This is a genomic window from Curtobacterium sp. PhB190 (genome assembly GCF_004365385.1).
Lineage (GTDB): Bacteria > Actinomycetota > Actinomycetes > Actinomycetales > Microbacteriaceae > Curtobacterium.
Genome location: NZ_SODN01000002.1, coordinates 352,140 through 370,880, shown reverse-complemented (window position 1 = coordinate 370,880; position 18,741 = coordinate 352,140). Strand labels below are relative to the sequence as shown.

21 protein-coding genes and 1 tRNA gene are annotated in these 18,741 nt (G+C 70.5%); 13 read left to right on the top strand and 9 right to left on the bottom strand.

Annotated features, from left to right (window positions below):
- Positions 1-8: 8 nt before the first annotated feature.
- Entirely contained in the window at positions 9-1,109 is a 1,101-nt protein-coding gene (locus tag EDF47_RS04520; RefSeq protein WP_131880481.1) for an ionic transporter y4hA, read from the top strand.
- Positions 1,110-1,226: 117 nt separating this feature from the next.
- On the opposite strand, the gene EDF47_RS04515 is transcribed toward EDF47_RS04520, so the two are convergent.
- The 3 genes from EDF47_RS04515 to EDF47_RS04505 are packed head-to-tail and all read right to left on the bottom strand — an operon-like array spanning position 1,227 to position 3,961.
- Positions 1,227-1,466 (bottom strand): MoaD/ThiS family protein, encoded by a 240-nt coding sequence (locus EDF47_RS04515; protein ID WP_123291834.1) that lies wholly within the window; start codon positions 1,464-1,466, stop codon positions 1,227-1,229.
- Positions 1,467-1,469: 3 nt separating this feature from the next.
- Positions 1,470-2,516, bottom strand: a complete 1,047-nt coding sequence (moaA, locus tag EDF47_RS04510; protein ID WP_131880483.1) for a GTP 3',8-cyclase MoaA — start codon at positions 2,514-2,516, stop codon at positions 1,470-1,472.
- 5 nt (positions 2,517-2,521) lie between these two features.
- Positions 2,522-3,961 (bottom strand): glycosyltransferase family 87 protein, encoded by a 1,440-nt coding sequence (locus EDF47_RS04505; RefSeq protein ID WP_133937667.1) that lies wholly within the window; start codon positions 3,959-3,961, stop codon positions 2,522-2,524.
- A gap of 21 nt (positions 3,962-3,982) precedes the next feature.
- On the opposite strand from EDF47_RS04505, the gene EDF47_RS04500 reads away from it, so the two are divergent.
- From EDF47_RS04500 to pheA, 4 genes are all read left to right on the top strand, one after another.
- Positions 3,983-5,374: a molybdopterin-dependent oxidoreductase gene (locus EDF47_RS04500; protein WP_166673183.1), complete on the top strand. Its 1,392-nt coding sequence runs from the start codon at positions 3,983-3,985 to the stop codon at positions 5,372-5,374.
- Positions 5,371-5,820: a hypothetical protein gene (locus EDF47_RS04495; protein WP_123291837.1), complete on the top strand. Its 450-nt coding sequence runs from the start codon at positions 5,371-5,373 to the stop codon at positions 5,818-5,820. The genes EDF47_RS04500 and EDF47_RS04495 overlap by 4 nt, the downstream gene beginning before the upstream one ends.
- A gap of 9 nt (positions 5,821-5,829) precedes the next feature.
- On the top strand, positions 5,830-6,375 hold the full coding sequence (locus EDF47_RS04490) for a MarR family transcriptional regulator (protein WP_133937665.1): 546 nt from the start codon (positions 5,830-5,832) through the stop codon (positions 6,373-6,375).
- A gap of 65 nt (positions 6,376-6,440) precedes the next feature.
- Complete coding sequence (gene pheA, locus EDF47_RS04485) at positions 6,441-7,397, top strand: prephenate dehydratase (protein WP_123338582.1); 957 nt, start codon at positions 6,441-6,443, stop codon at positions 7,395-7,397.
- 119 nt (positions 7,398-7,516) lie between these two features.
- On the opposite strand, the gene EDF47_RS04480 is transcribed toward pheA, so the two are convergent.
- Complete coding sequence (locus EDF47_RS04480) at positions 7,517-8,593, bottom strand: diacylglycerol kinase family protein (protein ID WP_123291840.1); 1,077 nt, start codon at positions 8,591-8,593, stop codon at positions 7,517-7,519.
- A gap of 72 nt (positions 8,594-8,665) precedes the next feature.
- On the opposite strand from EDF47_RS04480, the gene serS reads away from it, so the two are divergent.
- The 5 genes from serS (at position 8,666) to EDF47_RS04455 (ending at position 12,066) form a co-directional block, all read left to right on the top strand.
- A complete protein-coding gene (serS, locus tag EDF47_RS04475) occupies positions 8,666-9,928 on the top strand; it encodes a serine--tRNA ligase (protein ID WP_131880489.1) in 1,263 nt (420 codons plus the stop codon).
- Entirely contained in the window at positions 9,925-10,788 is an 864-nt protein-coding gene (locus tag EDF47_RS04470; RefSeq protein WP_123291842.1) for an HAD-IIB family hydrolase, read from the top strand. The genes serS and EDF47_RS04470 overlap by 4 nt, the downstream gene beginning before the upstream one ends.
- 88 nt (positions 10,789-10,876) lie before the next feature.
- Positions 10,877-10,964: transfer RNA gene (locus EDF47_RS04465), tRNA-Ser, on the top strand.
- Complete coding sequence (locus EDF47_RS04460) at positions 10,964-11,506, top strand: GNAT family protein (RefSeq protein ID WP_133937663.1); 543 nt, start codon at positions 10,964-10,966, stop codon at positions 11,504-11,506. The genes EDF47_RS04465 and EDF47_RS04460 overlap by 1 nt, the downstream gene beginning before the upstream one ends.
- Positions 11,503-12,066 carry a GrpB family protein gene (locus tag EDF47_RS04455; protein WP_133937661.1) on the top strand — a complete coding sequence of 188 codons (564 nt, stop codon included), beginning with the start codon at positions 11,503-11,505 and terminating at the stop codon, positions 12,064-12,066. Before EDF47_RS04460 ends, EDF47_RS04455 begins: the two co-directional genes overlap by 4 nt.
- A 40-nt stretch (positions 12,067-12,106) precedes the next feature.
- On the opposite strand, the gene EDF47_RS04450 is transcribed toward EDF47_RS04455, so the two are convergent.
- The 3 genes from EDF47_RS04450 to EDF47_RS04440 all read right to left on the bottom strand — a co-directional run bounded on the left by EDF47_RS04450 (position 12,107) and on the right by EDF47_RS04440 (position 13,673).
- A complete protein-coding gene (locus EDF47_RS04450) occupies positions 12,107-12,466 on the bottom strand; it encodes a nucleotidyltransferase (protein ID WP_133937659.1) in 360 nt (119 codons plus the stop codon).
- Positions 12,463-12,876, bottom strand: a complete 414-nt coding sequence (locus tag EDF47_RS04445) for a hypothetical protein (RefSeq protein WP_133937657.1) — start codon at positions 12,874-12,876, stop codon at positions 12,463-12,465. Before EDF47_RS04445 ends, EDF47_RS04450 begins: the two co-directional genes overlap by 4 nt.
- A gap of 101 nt (positions 12,877-12,977) precedes the next feature.
- A complete protein-coding gene (locus EDF47_RS04440) occupies positions 12,978-13,673 on the bottom strand; it encodes an SDR family oxidoreductase (RefSeq protein ID WP_133937655.1) in 696 nt (231 codons plus the stop codon).
- 85 nt (positions 13,674-13,758) lie between these two features.
- Between EDF47_RS04440 and EDF47_RS04435 the strand changes: the two genes are divergently transcribed.
- Complete coding sequence (locus EDF47_RS04435) at positions 13,759-14,214, top strand: helix-turn-helix domain-containing protein (protein WP_133937653.1); 456 nt, start codon at positions 13,759-13,761, stop codon at positions 14,212-14,214.
- Positions 14,215-14,271: 57 nt separating this feature from the next.
- Here EDF47_RS04435 and EDF47_RS04430 read toward each other — a convergent pair whose 3' ends face one another.
- Positions 14,272-15,285, bottom strand: a complete 1,014-nt coding sequence (locus EDF47_RS04430) for a LacI family DNA-binding transcriptional regulator (protein WP_243834004.1) — start codon at positions 15,283-15,285, stop codon at positions 14,272-14,274.
- Positions 15,286-15,359: 74 nt separating this feature from the next.
- The gene (locus EDF47_RS04425; RefSeq protein WP_111084773.1) at positions 15,360-16,595 is read right to left on the bottom strand and encodes a Gfo/Idh/MocA family oxidoreductase; all 1,236 of its coding nucleotides are present in this window, start codon (positions 16,593-16,595) and stop codon (positions 15,360-15,362) included.
- Positions 16,596-16,792: 197 nt separating this feature from the next.
- Here EDF47_RS04425 and EDF47_RS04420 point away from each other — a divergent pair, with 197 nt between their 5' ends.
- Together EDF47_RS04420 and EDF47_RS04415 are read left to right on the top strand one after the other, a co-directional pair.
- On the top strand, positions 16,793-17,770 hold the full coding sequence (locus tag EDF47_RS04420; RefSeq protein ID WP_228506149.1) for a sugar ABC transporter permease: 978 nt from the start codon (positions 16,793-16,795) through the stop codon (positions 17,768-17,770).
- Between the two features lie 15 nt (positions 17,771-17,785).
- Positions 17,786-18,727: a carbohydrate ABC transporter permease gene (locus EDF47_RS04415; protein ID WP_133937649.1), complete on the top strand. Its 942-nt coding sequence runs from the start codon at positions 17,786-17,788 to the stop codon at positions 18,725-18,727.
- The last annotated feature ends 14 nt before the right edge of the window (positions 18,728-18,741 follow it).

The following is an 18,741-nucleotide window of genomic DNA, read 5'->3' as shown; positions in this document are numbered from 1 at the left end:
ATGGACGGATGACCTCCTGGTTCCCCAAGGCGTGGCCCGTGGCCATCCCGATCCTGGCGGCCGTCGTGCTCGCGTTCTCGTACGGCCGCTACGGACTCGGCACCGTGGTCGTGGCGATCGTCGCGGTCGTGCTCGCCGCCACCGTGCTCGCGGCGGTGCACCACGCCGAGGTCGTCGCGCACCGGGTCGGGGAACCCTTCGGCTCACTCGTGCTCGCCGTGGCGGTCACGATCATCGAGGTCGCGCTGATCATCTCGCTGTCGAGCTCCGGCGGCGCCCAGGCCGAGACCCTGGCGCGCGACACGGTGTTCTCGGCCGTGATGATCACGATGAACGGGCTGGTCGGTCTCGCGATCCTGATCGGGACGCTCCGGCACAACACCGTGCGCTTCAACCAGGAGGGCGCGAGCGCCGCGACGATGACGGTGGCCGCGCTCGCGGTGCTGACCCTGGTGCTGCCGACGTTCACCACCGGCACCGACGACGCGTCCTTCACCGGGACGCAGCTCGTCTTCGTGGCCGTGGCGTCGATCGTGCTCTACGGGCTGTTCGTCGTGACGCAGACCGTGGCCCACCGGGACTTCTTCCTGCCCGTGAACCGGTCAGGGGGTGTGCTCGCCGAGTCCGAGGACGCCCACGCCGCCCGGCCGACCGGTCGCGCGACGATGATCTCGCTCGCACTGCTCGTCGTCGCGCTCGTCGCCGTCGTCGGGCTCGCCAAGGTCGAGTCGCCCGCGATCGAGGCCGGCGTGGCCGCGGTCGGGTTCCCGCCGTCGTTCGTCGGCGTCGTGATCGCCCTGCTCATCCTGCTGCCCGAGGGCATCGCGGCGTCGAAGGCCGCCGCCCGCAACCGGATCCAGACGAGCCTGAACCTGGCGATGGGGTCGGCGATGGCGTCGATCGGTCTGACGATCCCCTCCATCGCGGTGGCGTCGCTGTTCATGCCGGGCACGCTGCTGCTCGGGCTCGGGTCGTCGCAGATCGTGCTGCTCGCGCTGACGATCGTCGCCGCGGTGCTCACCGTGCTGCCGGGTCGGGCGACGCGACTGCAGGGCGGGGTGCACCTGGTGATCTTCGCCGCGTTCATCGTGCTGTCCGTCTCGCCGTAGGGGGTGCTGTTACCGCGTACCTGGTCGGATCGGGCGTACCTGGTCGGAAGTTCTGCCCCGGTATGCCCGGAAACACCAGGCATCGCGGGCGTCCTGGGAAAGAACGAGCGGGGGCGCTCAGCCGCCGGCGAAGGGGGGCATGACGTCGACGACCGCGACGCCGGACAGCGCAGTGGCTCGGTCGCGGGTGGTCACGCCGTCGACCAGGTACGAGCACCGCTCCTGCAGCGCACTCCATCGTGATGGGTCGGTGGCGGTGACCTCGCGCAGCGCCTCGTCGAGCGTGCCGGCCGCGGTGGTCAGCGTGTCCGCGCCGACCGCCGCCCGGGCAGCGGCGAAGAACCGGATCGTGGTCATGTCTCAGCCGCCGATCGCGCTCATGCCGCGCGTCGGGTGCACGAGCTCGTCGCTGTCGTCGCCGTGGTCGCGCGGCTTCGCCCACATCGCCCGGCGCCACAGCTCGGCCAGGTCGTCGTCGGAGACCCCCGCGCGCATCGGGCCGAGCACGTCGGTCTCGGCGTCGGAGAACAGGCAGCTCCGGACGTTGCCGTCGGCGGTCAACCGGGTGCGGGTGCAGTCGGCGCAGAAGGACTCGGTGATGCTCGCGATGATGCCCACGGTGCCGAGTGACGCACCGGAGCGCGCGTCCTGCACCCGGTACCGCTCGGCCGGGGCGCCGTCGCGCGGTGCCTCGTCCGGCGTCAGCACGAACGACGACGCCAGCAACGCCCGGGTCTCGGCAGCGGTCACCATCTCGGTGCGGTCCCAGGCGTGGTCGGGGTCGAGCGGCATCTGCTCGATGAACCGCAGCTCGTAGCCGCGGTCGAGGCACCAGCGCAGCAGCTCCGGCGCGGCCTCGTCGTTGATCCCGCGCAGCAGCACCGCGTTGACCTTGATGTCGAGGCGGGCGTCGTGGGCGGCGGACAGCCCGGCGATGACCTTGTCGAGGAACGGGCGGCGGGTCACGGTGGTGAACACGTCCGGGTCGACGGTGTCGAGCGACACGTTCACGCGCCGCAGCCCGGCGTCGTACAGGGCCTGGGCGCGGTGGGCGAGGCCGATGGCGTTCGTGGTGAGCGACAGTTCCGGGGCGTCGGGCAGCGCGGCGCACCGGGCGATCACGTCGACCAGGTCGTGCCGGAGCATCGGCTCGCCGCCGGTGAACCGCACCTTGCGCACGCCGAAGCGCGACGACCCGATCCGGACCAGCCGCTCGATCTCGGCGGCGGTCATCAGGGCGTCGTCGGGGGCGAACGGCAGCCCGGCGGCCGGCATGCAGTAGGTGCAGCGCAGGTTGCACCGTTCGGTCAGGGACACCCGCAGGTCGATCGCACGACGCCCGAAGCGGTCGACGAGCCCGGCGGACGCCGGGTCCACGGTCGTGCCGAGCAGGGTCGCGGGTGCCATGCGGCTCAGCGTACGTGTTCGACGCTCCGGAACGACAGCCGTTCCCACCAGCGCCGCCAGTCCGACCGGCTCGTGCGCAGGAGCGTCACCACCACGATGACGGCCACGGCGGCGAGCAGCCACCACCGGTAGGCGTCCGTCGACGGCCACACCCCGCGCAGCGCGATGGCGAGCCCGATCGACAGCCACTCCCACCGCCCCGACAGCACCACGAACGGGATGAGCAGCAGCGCGTACCAGGGGTAGCGCGGGGTCACGGCGAGGAACGTGACGCCGATCATCAGGACCTCGCCGGACCACGGCCGCGACGGGTCGGACAGCCGCCAGGCCACGAAGGCGGCGAGCAGCACGGCGAGCCCGACCACGACGGTCGCGGCGTCGCCCCGGAAGACCAGCGACACCAGGGCGAAGCGCGAGCCGTCCTCGTAGCCCTCCTCGCTCAGGTAGCCGGGCAGGTACCCGAGCACGTCGAGTCCCGTCGTCAGCACGTAGGGCACGTAGAGCAGGCCGAACACGGCGATGCCGACCGGGATCGCCCACCAGGAACGCCACCGGCCGAGCAACGGCGGGTACACGATCGCGGGGATGAGTTTGGTGGCCGTGGCCGCTCCGAGCGCGATCCCGCCCCAGATCGGTCGACCGAACGCGACGAGGACGGCACCCGCGGTCGCGAGCGCCGCGCCGAGGGCATCGACGTGCGAGTTCGTCACGGCCTCCGACGCCACGAGCGGCGACCAGGCCCAGAGCGCCGCCCACCAGGTCGGACGACCGGTCTTCCGCAGCACCACGACGAGGGCGATGGTCACCACGAGCGAGAGGAGCAGGCCCGCCACCTGGAACGGCATGTACTGCGCGGTCGCCGGCACGAACGCACGGACCGCGGCGAACCAGAGCTGCGCCATCGGCGGGTAGATCGTCGTCACGTCCGGCCGGTTGATCGCGGTGCAGTGGCCGTCCGCGCCGTCACCCAGGCCGCGGAACCGGGGCTTGATGTCGTCGCACGTGCCGTTCACCTTGTCCGGGAACAGCCAGTCGGGCCGCAGACCGGACAGTGCCGTGGACTGGGGGGTGTGCGCGTACGGTGAGACTCCGGCATGCTGGACGATGCCGTCCCACGCGTACCGCGCCGAGTCGGTGCTCGTGCTCGGGGGGCCGGCCAGAGCCGCGAGGCCGACCACCACTGCCCCGACCATGACCACGGCGGTCATCCACCGGGCGGGCACGAACCGCAGCGCGAGCACGGCGATCACGAACACCGTCCAAGCGATCAGCGTCCACGCAACGAATGACGAACGAGTGTCGGATCGGAGGAACCCCAGATGCGTGACGCCGAAGGCGATGACGCCCGCGAGGGCCAGTACCCCGACGACCGCGCCCACGACGGCGAGGCGGGCACCGGGTCCGACGGCGGAGGACGGTCGGACGGCACGCAGTCGGTCGCTCATGGTCCGTCGAGGCTAGCGGGCGTGCGGCACCTGCTGTTCGAGGCGCGGGCCGCTCTGGCCTCGCCGAACCGGAACGCGCGCTCCGCGGTGGTGCTCGGACGACTGCTCGGCATCGCCTTCGTGGTGTGCTTCGGCACCGGTATCTACAGTCACCTGCTGCAGGAGCCCCTCGGCTGGATGCGGTTCCCGACCCGGCCGACGCAGCTCTACCAGTTCACGCAGGGCCTGCACATCACCACCGGCATCGCGATCATCCCGCTGCTGCTGGCGAAGCTCAACACCGTCATGCCCGCGCTGGTGCAGGTCCCGCCGGTGCGCGGCGTGCTGCACCTGTTCGAGCGGCTGTCGATCGCCGTGCTCGTATCGGCCTCGATCATCCAGGTCACGACCGGCCTGCTCAACACGTACCAGTGGTACCCGTGGCCGTTCCCGTTCCGCCAGGTCCACAACGCGATGGCGTACGTGATCATCGGGTCGCTCATCATCCACATCGCGTCGAAGCTGCCGGTGATCGCCCGCTACTGGCGGAAGCGCGACTCCTACGACGAGCAGGGCCGGTTCATCGTGGACCCCGCGTCCGGCAGCGAGTTGCTTCCCCCGGTACGGGAGGCCCGCCCCGCGTCCGCCCCGCCGGCTGCGGGTGCCGAAACGGCCCAGTCCATGGCCCCCGGCCTGCTCGGCCGCGTGTTCCGCTGGATCGACGGCGTCGACGCGGTCGAGGCGGTCGACGCAGCCCCGGACGAACCGGCGGCCGATGCGCCGGAGCCGACCCGGGCCTCCCGGTCGGTCGAGGAACGCGCACAGGGCCGACGCCAGCGGATCGCACGACGCGGGTTCTTCGGTGGCGTGACGGCCGCGGTCGTCGGCGTCGTCGCCCTGACGGCGGGGCAGTCCTCGAAGCTCGCCGAACCGTTCAACGTGTTCGGCGCGCGCCAGCGCGGTCTCGGCGCGAACGGCCTGCCGGTCAACCGCACCGCCCGCGCGGCGGGGGTCCTCGCCAGCGCGACCGCCGCGGACTGGACGCTGACCGTCGTCGGACCCGACGTGACCCGGACCTTCGTGCGCGCGGAACTCGTCGCGCTCGGCACCACCGAGGTCGACCTGCCGATCTCGTGCGTCGAGGGGTGGAGCCAGATGGGCAGCTGGAAGGGCGTGCGGATGCGCGACCTGCTCGGCGCCGTGCAGGCCGAACCCGGATCGCACGTGCGCGTCACGAGCCTGGAACGGCACGGCGGCTACCGGATCATGGACATGGGGCCGGAGTACGCCGAGGACCCGACCACCCTGGTCGCGCTCGAGCTGAACGGTTCGACGCTCGACCTGGACCACGGGTTCCCGGCGCGGATCATCGCTCCGGGACGACCGGGCGTGCTGCAGACCAAGTGGATCGAGAAGATCGAGGTGCTGCGGTGAAGGCCGCGCGGATCGTGCTCGTCGTGCTCGGCGTGCTGGTGATCGCGTTCGGCGCCTACGTCCTGGTGACGTCGGTCAAGCCGAACCGGATCGGCGGGCTGGCGACCTGGCTGCTCGGCGCGGTGATCCTGCACGACGCGATCCTGTCGCCGTTCGTCGTCGGCGCCGGACTGCTCCTGCGTCGCGCGGGGCGGTCGCTCCGGGCGTGGGTGCTCGTCGTGGTGCAGACGGTGATCGTGCTCGGCAGTGTGCTCGCCCTCGTGGTGCTGCCCGAGATCGCGGCGAAGCGGCACGGGCAGAAGAACCCGACGATCCTGCCGTTCGACTACGGCACGCGGTTGCTGATCGTCGAGGGGGTGCTGCTGCTCGTGGTGGTGGCGGTGCTCGTCGTCGGGGTGGTCCGTGCGCGGCGGACGGCACTGGTTAAAGCGACAACCATTCGGTAGGATGCAGACATGACCGACGAGACCCCGTGGCTCACCCGCGAGCAGCTGCGCGCGTGGATGAAGCTCGTGGCCGTCATGGAACTCCTGCCGGCGGCGCTCGACCAGCAGCTGCAGCGTGACGCGGACCTGACGCACTTCGACTACATGGTCATCGCGATGCTCTCCGAGACCGACGGCCGCACGCTGCGCATGTCTGCGCTGGCCTCGGCGACGAACGCCTCGCTGCCCCGGCTGTCGCACGTGGTGTCCCGGCTCGAGAAGCGCGGACTCGTGACGCGCTGCCCCTCGACCTCGGACCGCCGTGCGACCGACGTCCGGCTCACCGACGCCGGGTACGCCACGATCGTCGAGGCCGCTCCGGACCACGTCCGCACCGCACGCCACGTCGTGATCGACGCCCTGAGCGTCGAGCAGGTCGTCCAGCTCGACGGCATCGCGGCCGCACTGCTCACACGGCTCGACCCCGAAGGGCGGTTCGCTGCCCTGACGTACCCGCGGGACGACGACGACACCGCGATCTGCGAGGCCCGGCTGACCGGCGCCAGCACTGACTGAACGGCGCTGTGCGCCCGCGTCTGCGCCCGCGTCTGCGGGCTCGGTCGTTGCAATAGGCTCGGCCCATGACCGACCCCGCCGCGCCGTCCGACACGTACTCCTACCTCGGACCCGCCGGCACCTTCACCGAGGCGGCCCTCAAGCTCGTCGAAGCCGCAGCCGGCAAGCCCTGGCGGAGCGTCAACAACGTCGGTGAAGCGCTCGACGACGTCATGTCCGGCCGCTCGGTCGGCGCGGTCATCGCGATCGAGAACAGCGTCGACGGCGGCGTCAGCGCGACGCAGGACGCCCTCGCCCGGATCCCCGGCGTACGGATCGTGGGGGAGTACCTCGTGCCGGTCGACTTCGTGCTCGTCGCGCGCCCCGGCACCGTGCTCGCCGACGTCCGCACGGTGAACGCGCACCCGGTCGCGTACGCGCAGACCCACAACTGGCTCGAGGCGAACCTGCCCGGCCACGGTCACATCCCGGCGTCGTCGAACGTCGCCGCCGCGCTCGCCCTGCTCGAGGCGAACCCCACCGCCGACGCCGCCGTCGCACCGCCCGGCATCACCGACCACCACGACGTCGTCGTGCTCGCGTCGTCGATCGGTGACAACGCCTCGGCCGTGACCCGCTTCGTGCTCGTGTCCAAGACCTTGGCGCTGCCCGAGCCGACCGGTGCCGACAAGACGAGCGTCATCGTCGAGCTGCCCGCCGACCACCCCGGCGCCCTGGTCGACATGCTCGAACAGTTCGCCACCCGCGGCATCAACATGGGGCTGCTGTCATCGCGGCCGATCGGGGACGAGCTCGGCCGCTACCGGTTCGTCATCGACCTGGACGGGCACGTGCAGGACGAGCGCGTGGCCGACGCCCTGCTCGGTCTCCGTCGGTTCAGCCCGCGCGTGACGTTCCTCGGGTCGTACCCGCGAGCCGATGGCGCGCAGCCCGAGGTGCCGGCGCGCTACTCGGACGCCGCGTTCGTCGAAGCCCGGGACTGGCTGCGTGCCATCGTGTCCGGCGAGCCCGACGCGGGCTGACGCGGCGCTGGCTCGTCGGTCGGTGCTGCTCAGTGCGAGGTTGATCACTCCGTGCGCCCGAAGAACCTCGCACCGAGTGAGTAACGCCGCACGGGCCGCACCGCCGCCCCGCGCGCCGCTCAGCGCTTGCGGCCGCGCACCCAGCTCGGCCGCGGCTCCACCGTCGGCACCTTGACCGTCAGTGAACCGGGGTCGATCCGCGCGCGGAACGCCGTGATCTCGCCCACCGGGTCGCCGTCGATCTCGAACTCGTCGGGCTTCTCGAGTCGCAGCGTGAACTCCTCGCCGCGCATGTACCGCAGCGGACGTTCCTGCTTCGCCGCCGTGGTGATGCGTCGACCGATCAGCGTCTCGGACAGCGCCGAACGCCGGAACCAGCGCAGGATCCCGTTCTCCCAGAACACGCGGGCACCGATCCGCACCCAGCCGAAGAAGCCGCGGGGGCGCATCACGACGATGTCGAACACGCCGTCGTCGATCTCGGCGTCGGGCAGCAGCATCGCGTTCGCCTGCAGCATGCCGCAGTTGCCGACGATGACCGAGTGCGCGCGCACCGAACCGTTGCGAGCCGACTCGTCGAGCCGGTACTTGAACTCGAAGCCGTCGGTGTCCCGCACGGAGCGGAGCAGCGAGTCGAGGTACGCGAGCCACCCGACGCGCTTCTTCAGCTCGGGCCGGGTGTTCGCGATCATCCGGGCGTCGAGCCCGAGGCCCGCCATCACGACGAAGCCGAACTGCTCGCGGGCGCCGTCCGGCCGCTCGATGCCGATGAGGCCGAAGTCGATCGCCCGCTCGTGGCCGGAGAAGATGGTGTGCGCGCTGCTCGCCAGGTCGTCGAGGGGGAGCTTCATGTTGCGGGCGAGCAGGTTGCCCGTCCCGCTCGGCAGCAGCGCGAGCGAGGCACCGGAGCCGTGCACGACCTCGGCGACCGCGCGCACGGTGCCGTCGCCACCCGCGGCGGCGACGACGTCGGCCCCCGCCTCGAGCGCTGCGCGGGCCATGCCCCCGCCCGGGTCTTCCTCGGTGGTCTCGAACCAGAGCGTCTCGGCCCAGCCGGCTTCCTGCTGGTGCTGTTCCACGGTGGCCTTGAGGGTCGGCAGGTGGACCTTGACCGGGTTGTAGACCACGGCAGCCGTCCGGTGCTCGGTGGGGAGGGCGTCCTGGTCCGCGGGCGCGGTCTCCGAAGGGGTCGACATGGGATCAACGGTACCGATCGGACGCTGCGAGCGGCGGGTTCCTCCCCATGTCGCCGCCTCTAGGATGGAGCGGTGATCGATCCCCAGCTGCTTCGTGACAACCCGGACGTCATCAAGGCCTCGCAGGAGTCCCGCCGCGCATCCGTCGCCGTGGTCGACGAGGCCGTCGCCGCCGACGCCGCCCGACGCAGCGCGATCACCGCGTTCGAGTCGCTCCGCGCCGAGCAGAACGCCTTCGGCAAGACCGTCGCCAAGGCCCCGAAGGACGAGAAGGCCGCGCTCGTGCAGCAGGCCCAGGCGCTCTCGGCCCGGGTGAAGGAAGCCCAGGCGACCGTCACCGCGGCCGAGGAGACCTTCAACTCCGTCGTACGCGCCATCCCGAACGTCGTGCTGCCCGGCGTCCCGGCCGGTGGCGAAGAGGACTTCGTCACCCTCCGCACCGTCGGCACGAAGCCCGAGTTCGACTTCGAGCCGAAGGACCACGCCGACCTCGGCGAGCACCTCGGCATCATCGACATCCCGCGCGGCGTGAAGGTCTCCGGCTCGCGCTTCTACTTCCTGCGCGGCCTCGGCGCCCGGCTCGAGATCGCGCTCATGTCGCTCGGCCTCGACCGCGCCATCGCTGCCGGCTTCGAGCCGCTCATCACCCCGACGCTCGTCCGCCCCGAGACCATGGCGGGCACCGGCTTCCTCGGCGAGCACGCGGCCGAGGTCTACCGGCTCGAGGCCGACGACCTGTACCTGACCGGCACGAGCGAGGTCGCACTCGCCGGCTTCCACGCCGACGAGATCCTCGACATCGAGAAGACCGCGCACCGCTACGCCGGCTGGTCGACCTGCTACCGGCGCGAAGCCGGTTCGGCGGGCAAGGACAACCGTGGCATCCTGCGCGTGCACCAGTTCAACAAGCTCGAGATGTTCGCCTACGTCCACCCGGACCAGGCCGAGGCCGAGCACGAGAAGCTGGTGTCCTACCAGGAGCAGATGCTGCAGGACCTCGGGCTGCACTACCGCGTGATCGACGTCGCCGCTGGTGACCTCGGCACGAGCGCGGCGAAGAAGTACGACATCGAGGCCTGGGTCCCGACGCAGGGCACGTTCCGCGAGCTCACCTCGACGTCGAACTGCACGACGTTCCAGGCCCGTCGCCTCGACATCCGGTACCGCACCGAGAGCGGCAAGACGGCCCCGGTCGCCACCCTGAACGGCACCCTCGCGACCACCCGTTGGATCGTCGCGATCCTCGAGACCCACCAGCAGGCCGACGGCTCCGTCGTCGTGCCCGAGGTGCTGCGCCCCTACCTCGGTGGCGTCGAGGTCATCGAGCCCCGATGAGCACGCAGGGGCGGTTCGTGGACGGCGCGGCGCAGGGCGCGGGCGCTGGTGCTCCCGCCCGCACGAAGCGGTGGCTGGTGGCGCTCGACATCGACGGCACCACGATGCGCGAGGACGGCGTCATCACGGAGGCCGTGGTCGCCGCTGTGCGCGATGCCGAGGCCGCCGGGCACGAGGTCATGCTCTCCACGGGCCGCAGCGAGGGCATGACGGTGCCGCTGCTCGAGACCCTCGGCATCGAGCCGAAGTACCTCGTCTGCGCCAACGGTGCGCTGACCCTGGCCCGCCGTCCGGACGGGTCCTACGAGCGTGTCCACGTCGAGCACTTCGACCCGAGCGACGTGCTGCAGACCATCCGTGGTGCTCTGGAGAACGCGGCCTTCGGCGTCGAGGACGAGACCGGCCACTTCCGGTTGTCCGAGAACTTCCCCGCCGACACCATGACGAACGCCGGCGAGCTGGTGCCGTTCGAGCAGCTGCTCACGGTCGAGGCCACCCGCGTCGTCGTCATCTCGCCGGAGCACGGGCTCGAGGAGTTCCTGCAGATCGTCGAGGACATGGGCCTGCACAAGGTCTCGTACACGGTCGGGTGGACCGCGTGGCTCGACATCGCACCAGAGGGGGTGACGAAGGCCACCGCGATGGAACGCGTGCGCGAGTGGCTCGACATCCCGCGCTCCCGCGTCTTCGCCGCGGGGGACGGCCGCAACGACATCGACATGCTGCGGTGGGCCTCGACCTCCGGTCGTGGCGTCGTGATGGGCCAGGCGCCCGATGACGTCGTGGACGCCGGCAACGAACTCACCGGTGGCGTGTCCGACGACGGCCTGGCAGCGGCGCTCGACTCCCTGCCGCGCTGACCCCGGCATGCGCTGACGCGCACGGCGGACGGGAGGCCCGTTAGACTTCCCGGGACGCGGTCACGTCTCGCCACGTGGTCGCGTCACTGGAGGGTTGTCCGAGCGGCCGATGGAGCCTGTCTTGAAAACAGGTGGGCAGAGATGTCTCGTGGGTTCGAATCCCACACCCTCCGCCATGGACACCCGGTTGCGCCTGCTCCGCGTCGACGACGCGGCGACGCTCGCCGCCGTCATCACCGCGAGCGCCGAGCACCTGCGCCCGTGGGAGCCGTCCCGGGCCCCGGCGTACTTCACCGAGCAGGGCCAGCACGACGTCATCGTGCAGTCGCTCGCTGCGGAGCGTGCCGGCACCGCGGTCCCGTTCGTGATCGAGTCGACCGACGGTGAACTCCTCGGGCGCATCACGCTGAGCGGCATCACCCGCGGAGCCCTGCAGTCGTGTGCCATGGGGTACTGGATCCGCGCTGACCGGCTGCGCCAGGGCCACGCCTCCCGCGCCGTCGCCGCCGCTGCCGTCCACGCGTTCGACGTCCTCCGACTCCACCGGGTGCAGGCCGAGACGCTTCCGGAGAACGTGGGGTCTCAGCGTGCCCTCGAGTCCGCGGGGTTCAAGCGCTACGGGTTCGCGCCGGAGTACATCACGATCAACGGAGCCTGGCGCGACCACGTCATGTTCCAGCTCCTCGCACCCCCTCCCGCCACACGGCGCACTCGATGATCGAGGTCGTCGAGTACCAGCCGTCGTGGCCCGAGCGGTTCGCGGTGTTGCGGGACGCGTACGCCGCAGCCCTCGACGCCGCCGGTGCGCCCTACCGCAGCATCGAGCACGTCGGCAGCACATCAGTGCCCGGTCTCGCGGCGAAGCCCGTGATCGACGTCGACATCGTCGTCGATGCCAGCGACGTCACGGCGGCGGTCGCAGCGCTGGCCGTGATCGGCTTCGAGTCACGGGGAGACCTCGGCGTCCCCGACCGGCAGGCCTTCCGGACTCCGGAGCACTTCGCCCCGAGCAACACCTACGTCGCCACGGCCGGATCGCTCTCGCTCCGGAACCACCTCGCCGTCCGCGACGTGCTGCGCGCCGACCCGGGGCTGCGCGACCAGTACGCCTCCGTGAAGCGCCGAGCGGCCGCCGAAGCCGAGGACATTGACGACTACATCGAGCGCAAGAGCGGCGTGCTCGGTCGTGTCCTGGCTGCCGCAGGCATCTCCGTCGAGGAGCGCGCCGCGATCACCGCCGTCAACCGCGACATCACCGATCGCGGTGCCCGCGGTTGAGTTCGCTCACTCCGCCGTGTGCGTTCGTCGTCTCCAAGCGTCAGCCCGACGGAGCGCCTCCTCGGCGATCAGCTGGACCTCGGCTGGGTCGTCCGGAAGCGTCATGCTGTGCTCGCCGTACGCTTCGCGCGCGATCGCCACGAGTTCGTCTGAGGTCCCACTCGGGGTCGAGTCGGTGTTCGGCCGCCATGGCTCGCGCTTCGACGAGCACCTCGTCCATCGGTTGGAACAGTCCGTCGATGTCGGGGGTCACCTCGTCGCGGCCGAGGTGCACAGCGACAGCGGCGCCTCCGACGATGTAGGTCTCGACCTCGACGCCGCGGCCAGCCAGGCGCTCCAACAGCTCACCGAGGAGGTCGACGACCTCAGCGCCACTGAGGAGACGGTAATCCTCGGTCATGCGGCCTCGAGGTCGCCTTCGCGAAGCAAGATGTTCTTCCGCAGGAAGAGATCGGGCGTCCGTTGCTTGATGAACGAACGCCACTCGAGCGAAGCCTCGGCATCCCCGTCCCAGAGCCATTCGCGATCGAGCGGACGGAGCTCGAGCATCCACGTCGGCGGCTGGGTCCCGTGCCGGAGGAGCGCGTACGCGTACGCCGTGGTCAGGAGCGCGTCGTAGTGCTCATCGCCGACCGACGGAGCGCGCTCCGTCACACCCGGATCGACCGGTGTGTCGGGAGCGGCGTGCAGAATGCGGCTGACTGCATCGGTCAGAGCCCGGTCGGCGGCGGCGACGTGGCCGATTCGGAGCGCGTCGCGGATCAGCTCCGCTGCCCTCGACAGTGGGATCAACAGTGCGTTCCCGGCCATGGTCGAATCCTACGGGTCCGTCCGGTCGCGCCGGCCCTCGATCTTGCGGGCGGTTCCGGTTCGTGAACCGCGGAGATCCTGAACCGGAGCCGCCGAACCGATCAAGCGGTCGCGAGCGCCGGGTACAGCGCCGTCAGCGGCGCACTGAGTCCGGCGCGGACGTCACGGCTGACCTGGTCCGCCAGCACCTCGTGCTCGCCGGCCTCGACGGCGTCCCAGATGAGCCGGACGATGTCGGCCGGGTCGGACTTCTCGACGTCGAGCCCCGCCGTCATGCCGGTGTCGGTGTAGCCGAGGTGTGCGCCGACGACCTGGGTGCCCTGGGGTGCGAGCTCGAGGCGGAGCGAGTTCGTGACCGACCAGAACGCTGCCTTCGACGCCGAGTACGCGCCGGCGAGCGCGACCCAGCTCAGGGCCGAGTGCACGTCGATCAGTGCGCCGCCGCCGATCGAGGGGGCGAAGGCCTTGGCGACACGGAGCGCGCCGAAGACGTTCGTCGCGAAGATGCGCTCGACCTCCGCGACCGAGGTGTCGACGAGCGGGTCGGCGCCGGCGATCCCGGCGTTGTTCACGACGATCGTGGTGTCCGCGGCGGCACGGGCTGCGGCGTCGACGCTCTCCTGGCTGGTGACGTCGAGGGCGAGCGGCACGATGCGCTCGTCGTCCCAGGTGCGCGGGGTGCGGGCGGTCGCGTAGACCTTGGCGGCGCCGCGGTCCAGGGCCTGCTGGACGAACTCGGCGCCGAGGCCGCCGTTCGCTCCGGTGACGAGGACGATGGCGTTGGTGAGGTCGGTCATGAGAGGCTCCAGACGAGAGATGTTGAGTACGGAAACCGAACCTAGCACGTTGTGTCCGGAAATCGAACCCAGCTAGGATGAACGCATGCTCGGCATCCTCGGCGGCGACGAGCGCTGCCCCATCGCACGGTCCCTCGACGTCCTCGGCGAGAAGTGGACGCTCATGATCGTGCGTGACGCCCTCGCCGGTTCGACGCGCTTCAGTCAGTTCCAGCAGAGCCTCGGCGTTCCGCGCGAGGTCCTGACCGCGCGGTTGGCCTCCCTCGTCGACGGGGGAGTGCTCGAGCGCACGACCTACAAGCCGGAGGGTGCCCGGGCGCGCGAGGAGTACGTGCTCACCGACGCCGGCCGCGATCTCTCGCTGGTGCTCCTGGCGCTCGGCGGCTGGGCGGACCGGTACCGCCCCACGGAGCTGACGTCGGACCTGCGCTTCGTCGACACCGATTCCGGCGAGCCGGTCGAAGCGGTCGCGGTGGCGCAGGAGTCCCAGCAGCGTGTGCCGCTCCAGCGGCTCACCGCCGTCATGGACCCGGCCACCTGACGGACGGGAGGCCCGTTCCGGCCCCGCCCCGCGCCTCCCGTCCGTCTGGTGGGTGCGTCAGCGACGCACGTCGCACCCGCAACTCGCGCCCAGGACCAACTCGGCGGGCACCAGGTCGCGGTGCCACTGGTTGTCCGCGTCGAGCCCGAGCACCCGGTCGACGGCGGCGGTGGCCATCGTCTCGATCGGCTGCCGGACCGTCGTGAGCTGGGGGTTCGTGTAGTCGGCCTCGGCACCGCCGTCGAACGACACGATCGCGACGTCCTCCGGTGCGCGCAGCCCGAGTTCCCACAGTGCCCGCAGCACACCGACGGCCTGCATGTCCGAGCTGACGAAGACGGCGCGGGGTCCCGTCCCGTCCGCGAACATGCGGAGGCCGGCCTCGTACCCGCCCCGTCGGGTGAAGTCGCACCGCACGATCGGGCCGTCCGGCAGCCCGGCGTCGCGCAGTGCTCGCATCCAGCCCTGTTCACGGAGTTCCATGGAGCCGGCGTGCCCCATGACGAGGCCGATCGACCCGTAGCCGTGCTCGACCAGGTGCTGGGTGCCGTCGTGCGCGCCCCGCAGGGCGTCGACGCCGATGCTGGCGTACTCGGGCACCTCGAAGAAGGTGTTGAGCAGGACCATCGGGATGCCCGGGTCCGACACGGTGGACAGGTCCGGGTGGGTCATGATGCTCGTGACGATGATCCCGTCGACCTGGCGGGCGGACAGGCTGCGGAGCCGCTCGCGCTCCTGGGTGGCGTCGCCGTCGCTGTTGGCGAGCAGGACGTCGTAGCCGCGGGCGGCCGCGGCGTGGGTGACCTCGACGGCGAGCTCGGACCAGAAGGGGTTGTCGAGCTCGGGCACGATGAGCCCGAGCATCTTCGACGACCCGGTGCGCAGGGCCTGGGCGCTGGCGTTCGGGCGGTAGCCGAGGACCCGGATCGCGTCACGGACCCGGGCGGCGGTGGCCGCCGCGACGGGGCGGGGGCCGTCGTGCACGACGTAGCTGACGACGGAGGTGCTCACGCCGGCGTACCGGGCGACGTCGGCGCGGGTGACCGCCCTCGGGGTCGTCGGGACGCTCACGGGTGCCACCTTCGTCGGCTCGGAAGTCGCGTTCGGGTGCCGGCCCGTGTGGACCGACACCCGAACACCACTTGCTATTCGCTGGCGATACTAGACGAGGGCGCCGCCGAGGTCGTCTCCGGGGCGTCCCCGAAGTCCGGCACCTCGAGGCGTGCGCCGCCCTGCAGGGCCGACTGGTGGGCGATGATGCCGGGCAGCGTGAAGCGTGCGGCGGTCCAGGCGTTCACCGGCGGCAGGGTCCGGTCGACGACGGCGCGGACGAAGTCGTCGGCCAGGAACTGGTGCGAGCCCTCGTGCCCGGTCGGCACGCCGGCGTACTCGGCGGGCAGGCGGTCGGTGTCGTGCACCTCGGCGTACCCGGACACGAACGCGTCGCGCAGCGAGGGGTCGACGCCGGCGAGACGCGGGTCGTCGAGGTCCATCGTCGCCTGCGTGTTGATCTTGTCGCTGATGTCGTGCGAGTCCTCCTTGTCCTGCCAGACGCTGGTCTTCGCGAGCTGCTCGAAGCTCGCCTCGGTGCCGAAGTAGCGGAAGCGGGACTCGCGGATGTGCGACGGGTAGCCGACACGGCGCATCTCGTTGATGCGCATGACGCCGCCGTTGTCGAGCTCGAACAGGGCGGTGGCGTTCGAGAAGTCGTTGTCGAACTGGCTGACGTCCTTGTCGAAGACGCCGTCGCCCCGGTCGTCCTTGACACCGATGCAGCTGACGCTGACCGCGTGTCCGGGGATGGCGCCGAGGACGCCGCCGACGGAGTGGGTCGGGTACAGCATGGGCGGGTAGCTGGCGGTGCGCTTCCAGTCCTCACCACCGCTGAACTGGTACGCGGCGTAGAACCCGAGGTCCATGTCGTGGACGTAGTCGCCCTCGGAGTAGAAGACCCGGCCGAAGGCGCCGTCGGCGACCTGCTTGCGGGCGAACACCGTCGCGGGGTTGTAGTAGCTCGTCTCGCCCATCATGTAGGTGAGCCCGGTCTCGCGGACGGCCTCGATGATGTCGCGGATCTCGTCGACCGAGATCGCCATCGGCACCGCCGAGTAGACGTGCTTGCCGGCGCGGAGCGCCTTGACGACGAGCGGACCGTGCGTCCAGCGCTGCGTGAAGATCGCGACGGCGTCGACGTCCGAGGCGAGCACGGCGTCGAAGTCGGCGAACGTGCCGTCGAGGTGCTGCGACTCGACGAGCTCCGACGCGCGGTCGTCGACGAGGTCGGTCACGAAGACGCGGTCGACGTCCGGGTGGAGCTTGAACAGCTTGGCGAACTGGGGGGCGAACTGGCCCGCGCCGACCATTCCGACAGAGATCATCAGTGACCTTTCCAGGGTGAGGGATGCGTCGCCGGGCAGGTCGCGCCGATGCGATCGACCGCCATCCTGACACGATTGTCTACACGTGACAACCCCGGATTCGGAGCGCGAAAGAGCCTCTTGCCACCCGGTGTCACCACGTGTAGATTCCCGGCTCACGGACTGCTGCACGTCAGTCCACCGCAGACGAAGGAGTCGCGATGGCCACCGAGAGCCCTGTGTCGTCACCCTTGACGACCGCCAGCACGAGACGGAGGAGTCGGGCAGCCGACCTCCCGCTCGCCCGTACCACCGTCCCACGCCGCCGCCGTCCCCGGAACGACCTGTGGCTCGCGCTGCTGTTCATCGCGCCGGCCGCGATCGGCTTCGTGGTGTTCCTCGCCTGGCCGACCGTGCGGGGCATCTACCTGAGCTTCACGTCCTACAACCTCCTCACCGAGCCGGAGTTCACCGGGCTGCAGAACTACGCGCGGCTCGTGCAGGACTCGATCTTCTGGCACTCGATGGTCGTCACCATCGAGTACGTGCTCATCAACATCGTCATCCAGACGGTCGTCGCACTGTTCATCGCCGTGATGATGCACCGCCTGACGAAGTCGACCTTCGTGCGCGGCATCGTCCTGGCGCCCTACCTGGTGTCGAACGTCGTCGCGGCGCTCGTCTGGCTGTGGATCCTCGACACCCAGCTCGGCATCGGCAACGAGATGCTCGCGGCCCTCGGCCTGGACCGCATCCCGTTCCTGCAGAGCGACGTCTGGGGCATCCCGTCGATCGCGCTCATCAACGTGTGGCGGCACGTCGGCTACACGGCGCTCCTGATCTTCGCCGGACTGCAGTCGCTGCCCGAGACGGTCTACGAAGCCGGCCGCATCGACGGTGCGAGCGAGTGGAAGATGTTCTGGCGCATCACGGTGCCGCTGCTCCGCCCGATCCTGTCGCTGGTGCTCATCATCACGGTGATCGGGTCGTTCCAGGTGTTCGACACCGTCGCCGTCACCACGCAGGGCGGCCCCGCGAACGCCACGAACGTCGTGCAGAACTACATCTACAACCTGGCGTTCGGCCGGTTCCAGTTCGGCTACGCGTCCGCGGTCTCGGTCGCGCTCCTCATCGTCCTCAGCATCATCACGATCATCCAGTACCGCCTCACCCGCTCGGGTGAGTCGGACCTGGACTGAACGGAGCGCCGCACCATGACCACGACCCTCACCCGTTCCGTCACCACGAAGCGTCCGCCCCGACCCGGAGCCGGCCACCGCCGTCGTCCGTCGGTCGGCCGCGTCCTCGCCTGGGTCGCGATGATCATCGTCATCGTCGTCACCCTGTTCCCGTTCTACTGGATCCTGCGCACCGCCCTGTCGTCGAACGGTGCGATCAACTCCGACCCCACGTCGCTGCTGCCCGTCGGGTTCAGCCTGGGTGGGTTCGAGCGGGTCCTCGGCCTGCAGTCCACCGAGGAGGCCCTCGCCCAGGGTGGCTCCGGCGCTGCCCTGAACTTCTGGCGGTACCTGCTCAACTCGGTGATCGTGTCGACGCTCGTCACCGTCGGCCAGCTGTTCTTCTCGGCCGCTGCCGCGTACGCCTTCGCCCGACTGCGCTGGCCCGGACGCGACAAGGTCTTCGGCGTGTTCCTCGCCGGCCTGATGGTGCCCGCGATCTTCACGCTGCTGCCGAACTTCACGCTCATCAAGCAGCTCGGGCTCGTCGACAACCTGCTCGGCATCGCGTTGCCGACGATGTTCATGACCCCGTTCGCGGTGTTCTTCCTGCGGCAGTTCTTCCTCGGCATCTCGAAGGAGGTCGAGGAAGCCGCGCTGATCGACGGCGCGGGCAAGGTCCGGGTGTTCTTCCGGCTCGTCATCCCGATGGCCGCTGCGCCGATCGCGACGCTCGCCGTGCTGACGTACATCACGAGCTGGAACGACTACTTCTGGCCGCTCATGGTGTCGTACACGGACAGCTCGCGGGTGCTCACCGTCGCCCTCGGTGTCTTCAAGTCGCAGTCCCCGCAGTCCGGCACCGACTGGGCCGGGCTGATGTCCGCGACCCTCGTGGCGGCGCTCCCGATGATCGTGCTGTTCGGCGTCTTCGCCAAGCGGATCGTCAACTCCATCGGCTTCTCCGGGATCAAGTAGCCCCGGCTCGGACA

Bases quoted from the DNA above. Each gene is read 5' to 3' on its own strand.
- EDF47_RS04520 (WP_131880481.1), top strand. From the start codon at position 9: ATGACCTCCTGGTTCCCCAAGGCGTGGCCCGTGGCCATCCCGATCCTG.
- EDF47_RS04515 (WP_123291834.1), bottom strand. From the start codon at position 1,466: ATGACCACGATCCGGTTCTTCGCCGCTGCCCGGGCGGCGGTCGGCGCG.
- moaA (WP_131880483.1), bottom strand. From the start codon at position 2,516: ATGGCACCCGCGACCCTGCTCGGCACGACCGTGGACCCGGCGTCCGCC.
- EDF47_RS04505 (WP_133937667.1), bottom strand. From the start codon at position 3,961: ATGAGCGACCGACTGCGTGCCGTCCGACCGTCCTCCGCCGTCGGACCC.
- EDF47_RS04490 (WP_133937665.1), top strand. From the start codon at position 5,830: ATGACCGACGAGACCCCGTGGCTCACCCGCGAGCAGCTGCGCGCGTGG.
- pheA (WP_123338582.1), top strand. From the start codon at position 6,441: ATGACCGACCCCGCCGCGCCGTCCGACACGTACTCCTACCTCGGACCC.
- EDF47_RS04480 (WP_123291840.1), bottom strand. From the start codon at position 8,593: ATGTCGACCCCTTCGGAGACCGCGCCCGCGGACCAGGACGCCCTCCCC.
- EDF47_RS04470 (WP_123291842.1), top strand. From the start codon at position 9,925: ATGAGCACGCAGGGGCGGTTCGTGGACGGCGCGGCGCAGGGCGCGGGC.
- EDF47_RS04460 (WP_133937663.1), top strand. From the start codon at position 10,964: ATGGACACCCGGTTGCGCCTGCTCCGCGTCGACGACGCGGCGACGCTC.
- EDF47_RS04455 (WP_133937661.1), top strand. From the start codon at position 11,503: ATGATCGAGGTCGTCGAGTACCAGCCGTCGTGGCCCGAGCGGTTCGCG.
- EDF47_RS04450 (WP_133937659.1), bottom strand. From the start codon at position 12,466: ATGACCGAGGATTACCGTCTCCTCAGTGGCGCTGAGGTCGTCGACCTC.
- EDF47_RS04445 (WP_133937657.1), bottom strand. From the start codon at position 12,876: ATGGCCGGGAACGCACTGTTGATCCCACTGTCGAGGGCAGCGGAGCTG.
- EDF47_RS04440 (WP_133937655.1), bottom strand. From the start codon at position 13,673: ATGACCGACCTCACCAACGCCATCGTCCTCGTCACCGGAGCGAACGGC.
- EDF47_RS04435 (WP_133937653.1), top strand. From the start codon at position 13,759: ATGCTCGGCATCCTCGGCGGCGACGAGCGCTGCCCCATCGCACGGTCC.
- EDF47_RS04420 (WP_228506149.1), top strand. From the start codon at position 16,793: ATGGCCACCGAGAGCCCTGTGTCGTCACCCTTGACGACCGCCAGCACG.
- EDF47_RS04415 (WP_133937649.1), top strand. From the start codon at position 17,786: ATGACCACGACCCTCACCCGTTCCGTCACCACGAAGCGTCCGCCCCGA.